The sequence below is a fragment of the Sulfitobacter sp. M13 genome (genome assembly GCF_053474885.1).
Genome location: NZ_CM130281.1, coordinates 1,723,116 through 1,735,450, shown reverse-complemented (window position 1 = coordinate 1,735,450; position 12,335 = coordinate 1,723,116). Strand labels below are relative to the sequence as shown.

Genomic DNA, 12,335 nt, shown 5'->3' with positions numbered 1-12,335 from the left:
CAGGTTATCACAAATTGATCTCACCAAACAGTGCCGGACCGGCCCCATACAATGCGGATATCTGCGCGATACTGATCAAAGCTGGCCCGCCCCCCCCATCGCCTGACCGCATCGACGCGGTATAGCTCCATCGGGGGTTATCGACGATTTCTTCGCGCTTCACCGCGCCATTTTGCATGATACGCACCTGATATTGTTCGCTTTCCTCCCCAATGGGCAGATCGAACGCCGACCACTGGTCGCCATTAAGACGCGTCCGTCGCACCCAGTTAAAGGTCATATCACCCGCATCGACCTCCACCCGCAAATGACAGGGGCGGTAGGGACGCAGCCCGTTGCCATTAAAGCTCTCGTTTTTTTGAACGTAGCTCGGATCATCCAGCGGGCGGGCTGCGGGGCCAATGCGATAGGTCTGGGCGATCCGCAGAAGGTTCGGGCCAAGCTCGATCTGACGCGGTACCGAGTTGAGCAGAACAAACTGCGAGCCCGTAGGCCACACCTCTGGCATTAGCCCATCCGATCCCGCCTGCCCCCGCAGCCGGTCGCGCAGCAGATATGTCTGCGGTGCGATCAACTCGGCAGTGGTGAACTGGAACACCTCCCACCGGTCGGCGGTACCGTCTCCGATCGCAGCCAGATTGCCCCCACCCAGCAGATCGTCGGGCTCGATACTCTCTAACCCGCCGCTCGACAGCGTTACCTGCAAAGCCCCCCCCCGATCCAGAACCCCGGGGCGCGCCCGCAGCAAATCATTATGCGTCACACCCATCGTCGCACGCAAAGGCACCACCGTGTTCAGCCTGAAATTCGATGCCCCACGAGACGCATAGACCGCGACATTGCCCGGCCATTGCCGCGCTGTCGCGGCAACATAGGGCGCGTGTGGCACCTCGTCGCCGCGCAGCAGCGGCAGGTCCAGAAACACCGCATGCACCGGCACAGGCGCGACAAACGGCTTGAGCGCGACCAGATCATCATCGAACGGCGCGGGGGCGTACACCTCCGGCTCAATGCGTACAGCATCGATCAGGCTTAACTCTCCCATTTCGACCCGATCCACACGGTACAGCGCATCGCCTTCCCCCTCATCAGGCGGCACAGCGATCACATCCCCCGCACCGACATCCATCATAGACGGCGGCAGCGCCAAACGCACACCTTCCCGGGCGACACGTGCCTCTGTCAGCCAGCGTTCGGCTGTCTGATGCCCCTCCGCCCGGGTAAGCGCCATATTCAACTCCGACGTCGCCACCGCATGGGTCGCATCGTCAGGCAAGACCGCTTCTTCGGCGATCGCATCGTAATCTCCATCCGCCTGCACAAACCGTAAACGCATCCGGCCTGATAGTTCGGCCTCGGCCTCGCGGGTTTGTTCCAACGATACCTCCAGATCGCCAGAGACAGCAAACATTTCACGGGCCAGCGGTACGGCATCCAATCCATCCCGCATGATGAAACGCAACACGCCGTCGCGTTCAACGGCATCAAAGCCAAAGCGCAGCATCAGCGGCTGCAATGCCGCACGCGCATCGGCGATTTCGGCCACCACATAGCCGCGCACATAGCCATATAGCCCAGAGGTATCAAAACCGTTAATGCCAGCACGACGACAGATCGAGGATACCAACACCGACAGCGGCAGCGCCGTGCTGCGTCCGTTCAACCAATGCCCGCGTGCATAATTTTGACCATCGTCCCACAAGGTCCGGTTATTGGGAAAAAACGGATAGGGCCGCGTGTCCCATGCCCAGACAAAGGCGCGGGTCATATCCACCATTGCGCCACCATATTCTGCCGACAGAGGGTTTTTTTCTGCATCCCCCCAATGACGGGCCATCGCCCGCAGATATTGCATCTGCATCAACTCATCCCGCGCGCCGGTCGAATACCGCGGCAGGCTGCTTTCCGAGCTTTTGAGGTCGAGAAACTTGTTGGGTTGGTTTGTCCCCTTGTCCACCGCAGCACAGCCGTATTCCGTGAACCAGATCGGCTTGGATCCGGGTTTCCAGCCAGTCGGTTCCGCCGCGCGTACGCCACCAATCCGGTCGTGATGCAGGTTTTCCCACCAGCCGCGCAGGTCCTTATACCGGTAGACCCAAGGTTCCCCATAGGCACCGTCGGTGATCGGCGTGCGGATCTGCGCCGCGCGCGCTTCGTCTGAATGGTAGAACCAGTCAAACCCCTCGCCGCCCGCCACATTGCCCGACAGATAGCTCAACGCGTAGATGCTATCGCTGTGCTGCGCGTCCAGATGATCCCTACCGTCGCGCCAATCGGACAACGGCATGTAGGTGTCGATACCGATGAAATCGATGTTGTCATCGGCCCACAATGGATCAAGGTGAAAGAACACATCGCCGCTGCCATCCTGCGGATGATAGCCAAAATATTCTGACCAATCAGCGGCATAGCTGATCTTAGTGTCCGACCCCAATAGGGTACGTGCCTCTGCGGCCAAGGCGCGAAACGCCTGCACCGCGACAAAGCTGTTACCTGCCCCCTTGATTTGCGTCAGCCCGCGCATCTCTGTGCCGATACAAAACGCGTCGACCCCACCAGCGGCTTTGCACAGCGCCGCGTAATGCAGAACGAACCGCGACATCGACCATTCCTGTGGGCCGGTATAGACCACGTCCCCACCCGAGACCGAGAAATCAGCCGCCGTGACAGTTCCGAAAAACTGCGCCACCTCGTTGTGCGCTGCCAGTGTCCCATCCGTGCTGCCCGCCCGCCCCGGAGCCCTGTCCAGCGTGATCCGCCCGCGCCACGGCAGTTTGGGCTGTGTGGCCGCGTCGCTATGGGGATCGGGCAGCGTATTACCGTCCAGCTGGTCCATCAGAATGAACGGGTAGAACATCACTGCCTTCCCCGCCACGTTCATCGCGTGGATCGCCTCAATCACAGAGGCATCCGTCGGCGTGCCACCATAGACGGGACGGTCGTCCTCGCGGGCGATCACATCGGCGTCGCCACGGGCGAGCCCCGCCACCTGCCATGGCATATTCTCGCCTTCGATGACCGCGCTTTCAACCATTGGGCGCACACGGCATTCCCCGCAGCGCAGGTCATTGCCGAACCACGACACAACAAGCGACGCGGCCGCCAGCTGCGGTAGCTCCTGGGTCACGTCCTCCAGCGACGCGACGAAATCCGTGCGCCCGTCAGGGGTAGAGACATTGGCGCTCCACCGCCCGCCTTTACCGTCGCTGTAATGCACAGGCGTCGTGGCCAAGGCGTATTCACCCGTACCGGGGATCAGCGCGACCCCTTTGACGCTGTGTGTGACGCTTATCTCGGCGTCGGGCGCGCCGGGTTCTTCGGCGCGCAGCACCTCGAACGAGAACTGCGGCACACGGTTGCCGAACTGTCCAAGCGCGAGGTTCTCCATCACCACATAGGCCGTCCCGCGATAGGCCGGTACATCATCCGCGCCCTCGATTGCGGCAATCGTCGGATCGGGCAACTGGTCTTGCGTGCCACGATAAACGGCCATGTTCAGCGCTTGGCCCGAGATTTCCTCCCCATCGGCCCAAATCCGGCCAACGCTGGTAATTTCACCCTCGCACAGCGCAATCGCAAGGCTGACGCTATAGCTGTATTCGGTCGTTTGGGGTGTCGAAGGGGCCCCCTTGCCGCCGCCGCCGCCCGTTACCGTCGTCGTTTCGGAAAAGTCAGCGGCCCAGATCACCTGCCCCCCGACCCGCATCCGGCCAAAGACCTGCGGTACAGCCGCGCCCTCGCCCGCTTGCGTCAGCCGAAACCGGTCGACCTTGCCGGTCTCTACCGCCTGCGCCCCTTGTCCCAACAGCCGCTGGTCGATCACGCGCCCAAGGGTCGCACCCACCGCACGCCCCACCGCGACCGAGGAAAGCCCCGCGAGCGTCCCCCCGACCGATCCGCCAATCGCGGCACCTGCCGTTGAAAGAAGTATCGTCGCCATCAGATCGCCTCCGCCGGAAATTCAAAACGTGCTACAATGCGCCTGCGCCACGGCATGCTCAGGGGGCTTTCAGTAACCCCGTGACCGCTGTAGGCATGGATAAAGCGCGCCTGCGGGCCGACCTTTGTCGCCATGCCCAAATGTTTCGCCACCGCCCCGCTGCGCATGCGAAACAGCAGCACGTCGCCGGGGGCTTCATCGGTCAGGGATTTCGCCGACAGGTGGCGCAATGCGGCCTGCCACAAGCGCTCCTCGCCCTGCGGCTCGGACCAATCCATCGAATAGGCAGGGATCGCCTCGGGCACCTGCCCGACGACCTCTAGCCAGACGCCGCGCAGCAGGCCCAGGCAGTCGCAGCCCGCCCCCTTGCGCGCCGCCTGATGCACATAGGGTGTACCGATCCATCCCCGCGCTGCTTCAACCACGGATGCCCCTCGCGCGATCATCGCAGTGATCCCCCGGTATTGCTGCCCGAGGATTTCGGCACCGCCATCATCCAATCCGCGCTCGGCAGATCGGGAAAGCCTTGAAAGTTCAGCAAGTTGTTGAATTTCAACCGGCAGGTCGCTTGGCGTTTGTCGCACCCAGCGATCAGTCGAAGCTGTTGCCCGGTGGCGACAATACCGCGTATCGGCTCCCACAGTTCGACCTCGCGCTGACCGTTTAACACGAGGTCGTGTTTGATGATCCCCCACAGCCCTGTCGCAGGGCCGTCTAGCACCTCAAGCCGCCCTCGCGCGAACCACCCATCCTCAAACCCGCCGATGCCATCCCAGCGAAACACCAGCCCGTCGTCGTGGTCCTCGGCGGCCAAGGTGACCGTATAGCCCGCAGTCGCTAGATCGAACCCGCAGGCCGCATCCCCCAGCACCGCCGTGCAGGGCTTCTGAAACACCCGCCCCATAGGCCGGTTCAGCGCCTCGGTCAGCCCGCGCAGCTCCGCCCGAAAGGCCCCACCGGCGCGCTGCATCTCACCGATACTGCCGCGAAAGATCACGCATCGCGCGGTCAAATCGGCCCAGTTCACCCGCCAGCACCGCACGTCCGCCCCATCAAAGCGCCCCTGCTCGATCTCGTCTTCGCGGATTGCGTCATCGCTCAGCGCGCCCAGCGCCTCTGTATTATCCACCGACAACCCCGTGCTCTGCGCCAAAGCCCGCGCGCTAAGCCCGCTGTCTGCCCGAAATTCCAGCCCGTCAAAGGCCAGCGGCCGGTCGTGATCGGTGAAAGCCAAAGTCACACCGTCCCGTCGCTGGATCGCCCAAGCATAGCACAGCGTCGTTAGACCTGTCCGCGCATGGGTCAACAACGCGCTCTTATCCGCGCCGTTCATACCCGCACCTCGATCACGGGCACATCAGGCACCTGCCCCGCTTGAAAGCTTGCGACACTGACCAGAATGCGGTCCGTGTCAAACCGCACGGGCACGTCGAATTCATAGCCGGCAGAGACATGCATATCGATGTCCGGCGCATGGACAAATTGAATGACCCCGGTGCTTAGATCGACGTGATAATCGCTCCCCTCTTGTAGGGCATCCTGCTCTATCCCCACCCGCACCGTTCCGGCAACAGGCTTGGTGATTGGCCGCAGATAGCTGTGTCCACCAGAGGCATAGGTCTTCACCAACTGGTATTCCGTCCTCACACCATCCCCGTACCCGAGGTTCTGATCCTCGAACGCGACACCGACAGAGGAAGCACAGGATTTAAAGTCAGCCCAGTCCTTCCAGCGAAACCCGTACATCTGTCCCATACGTGCTTCAAAGAACCCCGTAAGCGCCTGGACATCATCGATAGACCGCATACCTAACCCCGCATCATAGACACGACGGGAATGGGCCCAGGCCGTGTTGCGTTCCTCGTACCCGTTGGCAAGGGTCACAACATCTGTACGTCGTTGTGGCCCCCCTAAAGATCCAAAGCTAAGGCCGGGCGGAAATCTGACATCGTGGAAATTCATAGGTTTGCTCCCTTAGCGGTTTCGATTGCCACTGCTTAATGCACGGCTCAGCTGAGCGGCGATCTGGCTTTGACTGCGCTGGAACCCCTGCACATCGGGGGTGGCGATATTCATGACCACGGTCGGCCCTCCGCCTCCGCCACCTTTGACACCCAGCTTGCCGTCCGGCCCCCGTGCCAGTGGCATGATTGCTTCCGGCCCCGCTTCGCCCATCAGCCCCATCCCCCCGCGCATGCCAAAACCCGTGGCGGTGCTGACAATTCCCCCTTGGGCAAAGGGCGTCACCCGCCCCTGCGAGAACGGCGCTCCGTCCGCAAAGGGCAATATCCCCTGCATCAGCGATCCCACCCCCTGACTGATCAGCCCCCCCACATGATCTGTGACCGGTTTCATCGCCGCGCTATAGGTCGTGCTCACCATGGACCGTGCCACCGTCGACAAAGCGTCGGACAGCTTCATCCCGTTAAAGGCAACGCCGTCAAATGCCTTGCGCAAGCCGCGGCTCAGCCCTTTCTCCAGCGTGGCGACATCCTTGCCCGTCGCGGCCAAAGCACTCCGCATGCGCCGCAGCTCGGTATCGAAACCGGCAACCAGCGACTGAGTTAGGTCAAGCGTGCCGTTCAACCGTTCCGCTCCGTCCTCCAGTGCGTCGAATGTATCATCCTGTGCCATCAGTCTTCCTCTCTCTCCCTATCGGGATAAGCCGCCATCAAGGCCGCCAGCCCATCCCCCAGCAGCGGTGCCTGCGCTGTCTCACCCCCCAGCATCAGCTGAAGCTCTGCAGGGGTCAGCGCCCAAAAAGCATCGGGCGTGAGACGCAAGCCTCTCAGCCCCGCGCGCATCAAGGCGGGCCAGTCCATGCCCTGCGCTGTCTCTATCCCCGCATTCAAAGCCCTACGCTCATATCGGCACCACAAACGCGCGCGCCAAAAGCTCTGCCGCCGCTTGTGCAGCGACCACCGGTCCGCCCTCGATCTCGGCCAGTGCCAGCGTCTCGGCGCTGACCTCGGTCCCCCCTGCACGCAGCCCTGCGGCAAGCAGCAACAGCACGTCCCGACTGCTGAACCCGTTCCCCTCGAAACGTTCGACCAAAGCCACCAGTGACGGCTCTTCCAGCGCATCCTCCAGCTCGGCCAATGCACCCAAGGTCAACCGCGCCACGCGCCGCTGCCCGTTCACCACCAGCACCACATCTCCTCGCCACCGGTTCACCATCCCCTAGTTCCCACCCTGCGGTGCATCATCAGTATCGGCGGTAAAGCTCAATTGCCCCGCCGATTGCAGGCTCAGCTCATAGGTCGCCTCCCCATTGAGCGACCCGCCGTATTCGATCGCGGCCACCTGAAACGGGCCCTCGATGATACCGAAACTGGGGATCACGATCTGAAAGTCCGGCGTCAGCCCGTCAAAGAACAGCTGCCGCGCCCGTTCGTCCGTACCGGCATCGCGAAACACGCCCGATCCGCTAATCGCCGCAGATCGCACACCGGCCCCCGCCAGCAGCTCTCGCCACCCCCCGTCACTATCAAGCGAGGTCACCTCCACTGGCTCCGCATTGAAACTCACCCGCGTGGCACGCAGCCCCGCGATCGTCTCGAACTGACCATCGCTTGTCATGTCCACCTTAACCAAAAGGTCTTTTCCCGCTTGAACAGCCATATCCACTCTCCTGATAATTTCCTGAAACTCCGGCTCAGCCGTCCTGAACCCGTGCCTTGAACCGCATCTCTATCTGGCGACGCGCATCCGCCCCGACCTGACGCGCCACGGCCCGCTCGAACCGCAAGCTCACCAGCCGCCCGCGGCTCAGGGCAAACTGCCCTCCGATCAGCGCATCACTCACCGCGGTCGCGACCTGTTTTGCTGTGGCAAACCCCGCGTGATGCGTCACCACGACAACCGTGAACCGATGCTCGGCCCCGCCGCCTGTCCCGTCAGAGGCATCGCGCACCGCTTCTGCCCCTAACTGCACATAAAGCGCAGGCACCTCACCCGCCGGAGCCGCGTCAAAAACCGCATCCCCCACCAGCGCCGTGACCGCCTGATCTGTGCGCAGCACACCAAAGACGGCCTGCTGTAGTGCAAACCCCATGCCATAGCTCATACCGCGACCTCCTCATGGGTCAGGCAGGCCAGATACCGCCCCTGTGCGTCTTGTTCGGCCACAGACTGGATCTGATAGACCCGCGCGCCCTCGCGAAACCGCTGCTGGGGCAAGGGGCGGGCCGGATCGCCCACAGGGGCACCGCGTACCGTCACCACATAAACCCCGCGACTGACCGCGATACCGCCCTTGCCCAATCGCCGCCCCCGCCGTGCTGTGACATCCGCCCACAGATCGCCCACCCGCACCCATGTCCGGCTCTCTCCACCAGCGCCATCAGGCTGGGGCAACTGCGCCTCCAGCACCAAGCGGCGGTTCAACGACAGCCGGCTCATGCGCGTGCCCCCAAGCCGATCCGCAGCGGGCGGTAGCGTTCCATCAGGCTGCTTACACCAAAGGGCATACAGCCGTCGCCCAACCGCGTTTCGTGGCGATACTCATAGTAATGCGCCGCCAGCATCAGCACGGCCTGCTGCAAATCCGCAGGCACCGCGCCCCAGCTTTGCCCAAGCCCGGCCTCAAACACGATCTCGACCGATCCCTGTGGCGGGATATAGGGCAGCATTGCCCCCGACGGTTTTAGCAGCGGCACCTGCATGTCCCGCACCAACCAATACCGCTGCGGCTCAATCATCGTCTCCAGCCCATCCCGCGACACCACCGTAACGCTCACAATCTCCCGCACGGGTGCCACAGGCAAAGCCTGCGCCTGAGTGTCTTTCCACTCCTGCAAAGTCAGCGCGAACTGTCGCGTGATCAGAGCCTTGCCCGTGCGTGCCTCTATCGCTGCGATGGCTGCGCGCAAAAATCCCGCCAGCACGGGCTTTTGTACCGTCTCAGTGCCAAAGCCGCTGCCCATCCGCAAATGCGCCTTGAACGGCTCTAGCGGCAGATCGGCCTCCGCCACCCCTGTCTCTTCGATCAACATCTCATCGCTCCAAATCTAGCCCGCCAAAGCCCCCCGGACGCGCACCCCGACTGCATCGCTCGGTCGGAGGCAGCAGCTAGGCAATGCACCCGGCGCATCATCGCGCGCCCGGGGGTGAGGGCCGGACATCACCGGCCCCCCCGTGTTCGACCCCGCGCCTTACGCGGTGCCGAATTTCAGCAACTTGATCGCGGCGAAATCGCTCACGTCGCCACCCACCCGTTTGGTTGCGTAGAACAACACATGCGGTTTGGCGCTAAAGGGATCGCGCAGAATACGCAGGTCTGGCCGCTCCGCCACGGTGTAACCGGCAGCAAAATCCCCGAACGCGACCGAAAATGAATCCGCCGCCACATCGGGCATGTCCTCGGCCACCAGCACCGGATAGCCCATCAGCCGCGCGGGCTGGCCCTGCGTCATGCCGTCCGACCACAAGAACCGCCCGTCCAGATCCTTGAGCTTGCGCACGATACCGGACGTCTTCGAGCTCATGACAAAGCTCGCATGCGCGCGGTACTGCGCCCCAAGCGCATAGACCAGATCAACCACCGCATCCGCCGTGATCTCCCCCGCGACGCCGGTAGGCACATAGCCCAGGTTGCCCCATTCCCAGATCACATTGTCGACCGTGGCATGGGCCAGAAACCCCTTGGGCTTGTCGATCCCGTCGCCGTGGATAAAGGCCGCAGCCTCGGCCCGCGAGAATTTGTCGGCAATCCGTCCAGCCAACCAGGCCTCGATGTCGAACGCACTGTCATCCAGCAACCGCTGCGACGCTTTGGGCAGCGCGCTTAACTCGTGCAACGGGATGGTGATCCGGTCGATCTGCGGCGTGTCGGTCTCTGACACGGCACCCGTCTCTGTTGCCCAACCGGCCCCCACGTCGGCATGGTCCACCAGCACATCGTAGGACGTCGCCTCCACCTGCACGACCGACGCGATAGCGCGGATCGACGCCGTGGCATTCAACACCGACTTCACCCGATCCGACGTCTGTGGATCCACCAGATAGCCGCCATCCGAATTCACCGCCGCCGACAGCGCCTTGCTCTCCAGTTCAAGCCCCCGCAACCCGTCGTCGTCGCCATTGCGGATATAGGCCTGCAACGCTTTCTGATGCGGCGCGCCCGTCTCTACAGCCCCCGCCAAAGGGGTCCGCGCCGGCAAAGTCATCTTTCGATCCAACATAGTCATTCGCTCTTCTGTTTGTTGCAACTTGGTCGTCATCTCGTCTTGAAACCCTTTGAAATCATGTACAAAATCACTCACCGCGCGGCGCATCTGCTCCACTGCACCGTTTCGCTCGGCATCCGTGTCATCCACTGTCTGCTCCATCCGCTCACCCTCCGTTCCGGTTTAAATTCTGCCGTGCCTCGTCAAAGACACCTGCCATGCCGCGCAAGACCTCTCCGACGGTAATGAAATCCCCCTTCGCCGCGACCCGCGCGGTGGGGAGCATGGGAAACGTCACCAGCGACACCTCCCACAGATCAAGCGTCTGCAGCACACGTTGGCCCGCGTCATTCTTGGCCGCACGCAGGGTGCGATAGCCGATGCTCAGCCCGTCAATCGCCCCCGCCTCGATCAGAGCCGCCGCCTCGCGTCCCCGTGCCACACTGTCCAGCAGCCGCCCCTTGACCCAGAGGCCGCGCGCGTCTTCGCGCAGTTCGTCCCACACCCCAATGGGCTGGGCCGGATCATGCTGCCAAAGCATCTTGATCCGCCGACCCGCTTCCCCGGCAGCCGCCAGCGACGCGCCGTAAGCCCCCCGCGCCACCAGATCGCCGCCCTGATCGACGCGGCCGAAAAGGCTGGCATAGCCGCTGATCTCGAAGCCGCCCTCCACCACAAGCCCCTCGTCAAACCGCGCGAACTTATGCTCCAACCCGCCGCCCATGTGGGGCAAACCTCTCCCGTTCTCCGACCCGAGGCCGAAGCGCATGCCATCTTCCATGACACCCTCCCTTGCGTTCAAATTGCTACGGCGCGACCACCAGAAACGACTGCACCGCCTGCGCCAAAATCACTGCGACCACACCGTAGACGGTCAACCACAACCGCCGCTCCAGCCGCTCCATCATCTCTTCCAGCCGGTCCAACCGCTGCAAAAGGTTCTCGTGGTGGATCGCACTCACCCTCTCATGCGCCTGCAACCGCAAGCCCGGCGCACATTCAAACCGGTCAAAGCCCATTTCCTCACCCATCCGCCGCCACCGCTGGCAGCCCCAACAAAGACCGCTTTTCCGCCTGCGTCAGAAAATCGGCCCCCGCCACCCGCGCCCATTGGGCATCGCGTTCCTGCGCCAAGGCCGACACCTGATCCAGATCGGGCTTCAACGTCACCGCCTCATTCGTGAATCCCGCCAGCCAAGCCCCAAGTGCGGCCGCAACCCGCGTGGCCAATGGCAACACCGTCAACCGATAGAACGCCCGATGCGCCTCTTGGTAATTGGCATAGGTCGCATCTCCCGCGATCCCCAACAGCATCGGCGGCACACCAAACGCCAACGCCACTTCCCGCGCCGCGGCCTCTTTGGTGCGGTGAAATTCCATATCCGACGGCGAGAAACCCATCGGTTTCCAATCAAGCCCGCCTTCCAGCAACATCGGTCGCCCCGCATTGCGCGCGCCCTGATGGTGGCTCTCCATCTCGCTCACCAAACGGTCGTACTGGTCGTCGCTCAGCTTGCCCTGCCCCTCGGCCCCGCGGTACACAATCGCCCCCGAGGGGCGCGCTGCGTTGTCCAACAGCGCCTTGCTCCAGCGCGACGCCGCCGCGTGCACGTCCAACGCCATCGCCGCCGCCTGCATCGGGCTAAAGCCATAATGATCGTCCTGCGGGTGAAAATTCTTGATGTGACAGATCGCGGCCGTATCCCCTGAGACGTCAAACCGGTGCTTGCGCCCGCCGACGGCATATTCATAGGCCACCGGCCAGCCATCCGCCCCTGGCACCACCGACATGCGATCCGACCGCAAAACATGCAGCTCCGATGGCACCGGGCCAGCCCCAACCGCCTCGATATACCCGTTCCCGGTCAACAGCAGCTGCGCATAGAGCGCCTCCAGCAGCTCTGCCCGCCCCTGCGCTCCGTTTGGCCGTGCCACCAGCTCCAGCAGTGGGTGGGTCTCGAACCGTTGCTCTGCATCCTGCAACACCAAGGGCAACGCCGCCGCGGCCTCGGCAATCAGCTTGACCGAACGAAAGCCAACAGGGTTGCCGCAAAAGCCGGTGCGCGTCAGGCTGACGACGTCGCGCGGGCTCCAGGCCACGCGCCCGCTGGTCTGATAGGCAACGACAGGCCCAGCGGCAGAGGCTTTCGTCTGCGCAACCGCCTCTACCGCCCCCCGTTTGAGAAAATCAAAAACCATGCCGCTGCTCTCCCTGCTCATTGACCGCC

General features: G+C 63.0%; 15 protein-coding genes. All 15 read right to left on the bottom strand.

What is annotated here, in order from left to right; translation table 11 throughout:
* Positions 1–7: 7 nt before the first annotated feature.
* The 15 genes from ACVBAU_RS08305 to ACVBAU_RS08235 all read right to left on the bottom strand — a co-directional run bounded on the left by ACVBAU_RS08305 (position 8) and on the right by ACVBAU_RS08235 (position 12,306).
* Complete coding sequence (locus tag ACVBAU_RS08305) at positions 8–3,940, bottom strand: baseplate multidomain protein megatron (protein WP_448325652.1); 3,933 nt, start codon at positions 3,938–3,940, stop codon at positions 8–10.
* Positions 3,940–4,386 (bottom strand): NlpC/P60 family protein, encoded by a 447-nt coding sequence (locus tag ACVBAU_RS08300; protein WP_335745307.1) that lies wholly within the window; start codon positions 4,384–4,386, stop codon positions 3,940–3,942. Before ACVBAU_RS08300 ends, ACVBAU_RS08305 begins: the two co-directional genes overlap by 1 nt.
* Positions 4,383–5,273: a DUF2163 domain-containing protein gene (locus tag ACVBAU_RS08295; RefSeq protein ID WP_448325650.1), complete on the bottom strand. Its 891-nt coding sequence runs from the start codon at positions 5,271–5,273 to the stop codon at positions 4,383–4,385. The genes ACVBAU_RS08300 and ACVBAU_RS08295 overlap by 4 nt, the downstream gene beginning before the upstream one ends.
* Complete coding sequence (locus tag ACVBAU_RS08290; RefSeq protein ID WP_448325648.1) at positions 5,270–5,902, bottom strand: phage distal tail protein, Rcc01695 family; 633 nt, start codon at positions 5,900–5,902, stop codon at positions 5,270–5,272. Before ACVBAU_RS08290 ends, ACVBAU_RS08295 begins: the two co-directional genes overlap by 4 nt.
* Before the next feature lie 12 nt (positions 5,903–5,914).
* A complete protein-coding gene (locus ACVBAU_RS08285) occupies positions 5,915–6,574 on the bottom strand; it encodes a phage tail tape measure protein (RefSeq protein ID WP_448325646.1) in 660 nt (219 codons plus the stop codon).
* On the bottom strand, positions 6,574–6,762 hold the full coding sequence (locus ACVBAU_RS08280; protein WP_448325644.1) for a rcc01693 family protein: 189 nt from the start codon (positions 6,760–6,762) through the stop codon (positions 6,574–6,576). Before ACVBAU_RS08280 ends, ACVBAU_RS08285 begins: the two co-directional genes overlap by 1 nt.
* Before the next feature lie 40 nt (positions 6,763–6,802).
* Positions 6,803–7,117, bottom strand: coding sequence for a gene transfer agent family protein (locus tag ACVBAU_RS08275; protein ID WP_448325642.1), 315 nt, complete (start codon positions 7,115–7,117; stop codon positions 6,803–6,805).
* 3 nt (positions 7,118–7,120) lie between these two features.
* On the bottom strand, positions 7,121–7,561 hold the full coding sequence (locus tag ACVBAU_RS08270) for a phage major tail protein, TP901-1 family (protein ID WP_138923579.1): 441 nt from the start codon (positions 7,559–7,561) through the stop codon (positions 7,121–7,123).
* Between the two features lie 34 nt (positions 7,562–7,595).
* Positions 7,596–8,006 carry a DUF3168 domain-containing protein gene (locus ACVBAU_RS08265; protein WP_448325640.1) on the bottom strand — a complete coding sequence of 137 codons (411 nt, stop codon included), beginning with the start codon at positions 8,004–8,006 and terminating at the stop codon, positions 7,596–7,598.
* Positions 8,003–8,341 (bottom strand): head-tail adaptor protein, encoded by a 339-nt coding sequence (locus ACVBAU_RS08260; RefSeq protein WP_448325638.1) that lies wholly within the window; start codon positions 8,339–8,341, stop codon positions 8,003–8,005. The genes ACVBAU_RS08265 and ACVBAU_RS08260 overlap by 4 nt, the downstream gene beginning before the upstream one ends.
* The gene (locus ACVBAU_RS08255; protein ID WP_448325636.1) at positions 8,338–8,934 is read right to left on the bottom strand and encodes a head-tail connector protein; all 597 of its coding nucleotides are present in this window, start codon (positions 8,932–8,934) and stop codon (positions 8,338–8,340) included. The genes ACVBAU_RS08260 and ACVBAU_RS08255 overlap by 4 nt, the downstream gene beginning before the upstream one ends.
* A gap of 159 nt (positions 8,935–9,093) precedes the next feature.
* Positions 9,094–10,269 (bottom strand): phage major capsid protein, encoded by a 1,176-nt coding sequence (locus ACVBAU_RS08250; protein WP_448325634.1) that lies wholly within the window; start codon positions 10,267–10,269, stop codon positions 9,094–9,096.
* A gap of 4 nt (positions 10,270–10,273) precedes the next feature.
* Positions 10,274–10,888, bottom strand: coding sequence for an HK97 family phage prohead protease (locus ACVBAU_RS08245; RefSeq protein ID WP_448325632.1), 615 nt, complete (start codon positions 10,886–10,888; stop codon positions 10,274–10,276).
* Between the two features lie 25 nt (positions 10,889–10,913).
* Positions 10,914–11,138, bottom strand: coding sequence for a GTA head formation protein, RCAP_rcc01685 family (locus tag ACVBAU_RS08240; RefSeq protein WP_138923585.1), 225 nt, complete (start codon positions 11,136–11,138; stop codon positions 10,914–10,916).
* Positions 11,131–12,306 (bottom strand): phage portal protein, encoded by a 1,176-nt coding sequence (locus ACVBAU_RS08235; RefSeq protein ID WP_335745470.1) that lies wholly within the window; start codon positions 12,304–12,306, stop codon positions 11,131–11,133. The genes ACVBAU_RS08240 and ACVBAU_RS08235 overlap by 8 nt, the downstream gene beginning before the upstream one ends.
* Between the last annotated feature and the right edge of the window lie 29 nt (positions 12,307–12,335).

What these genes read in the sequence shown, in the direction of transcription:
- ACVBAU_RS08240 (WP_138923585.1), bottom strand. Translation starts at nt 11,138, where the DNA reads ATGGGTGAGGAAATGGGCTTTGACCGGTTTGAATGTGCGCCGGGCTTG.
- ACVBAU_RS08285 (WP_448325646.1), bottom strand. Translation starts at nt 6,574, where the DNA reads ATGGCACAGGATGATACATTCGACGCACTGGAGGACGGAGCGGAACGG.
- ACVBAU_RS08235 (WP_335745470.1), bottom strand. Translation starts at nt 12,306, where the DNA reads ATGGTTTTTGATTTTCTCAAACGGGGGGCGGTAGAGGCGGTTGCGCAG.
- ACVBAU_RS08270 (WP_138923579.1), bottom strand. Translation starts at nt 7,561, where the DNA reads ATGGCTGTTCAAGCGGGAAAAGACCTTTTGGTTAAGGTGGACATGACA.
- ACVBAU_RS08250 (WP_448325634.1), bottom strand. Translation starts at nt 10,269, where the DNA reads ATGGAGCAGACAGTGGATGACACGGATGCCGAGCGAAACGGTGCAGTG.
- ACVBAU_RS08275 (WP_448325642.1), bottom strand. Translation starts at nt 7,117, where the DNA reads ATGGTGAACCGGTGGCGAGGAGATGTGGTGCTGGTGGTGAACGGGCAG.
- ACVBAU_RS08255 (WP_448325636.1), bottom strand. Translation starts at nt 8,934, where the DNA reads ATGTTGATCGAAGAGACAGGGGTGGCGGAGGCCGATCTGCCGCTAGAG.
- ACVBAU_RS08290 (WP_448325648.1), bottom strand. Translation starts at nt 5,902, where the DNA reads ATGAATTTCCACGATGTCAGATTTCCGCCCGGCCTTAGCTTTGGATCT.
- ACVBAU_RS08245 (WP_448325632.1), bottom strand. Translation starts at nt 10,888, where the DNA reads ATGGAAGATGGCATGCGCTTCGGCCTCGGGTCGGAGAACGGGAGAGGT.
- ACVBAU_RS08305 (WP_448325652.1), bottom strand. Translation starts at nt 3,940, where the DNA reads ATGGCGACGATACTTCTTTCAACGGCAGGTGCCGCGATTGGCGGATCG.
- ACVBAU_RS08265 (WP_448325640.1), bottom strand. Translation starts at nt 8,006, where the DNA reads ATGAGCTATGGCATGGGGTTTGCACTACAGCAGGCCGTCTTTGGTGTG.
- ACVBAU_RS08295 (WP_448325650.1), bottom strand. Translation starts at nt 5,273, where the DNA reads ATGAACGGCGCGGATAAGAGCGCGTTGTTGACCCATGCGCGGACAGGT.
- ACVBAU_RS08300 (WP_335745307.1), bottom strand. Translation starts at nt 4,386, where the DNA reads ATGATCGCGCGAGGGGCATCCGTGGTTGAAGCAGCGCGGGGATGGATC.
- ACVBAU_RS08280 (WP_448325644.1), bottom strand. Translation starts at nt 6,762, where the DNA reads ATGGACTGGCCCGCCTTGATGCGCGCGGGGCTGAGAGGCTTGCGTCTC.
- ACVBAU_RS08260 (WP_448325638.1), bottom strand. Translation starts at nt 8,341, where the DNA reads ATGAGCCGGCTGTCGTTGAACCGCCGCTTGGTGCTGGAGGCGCAGTTG.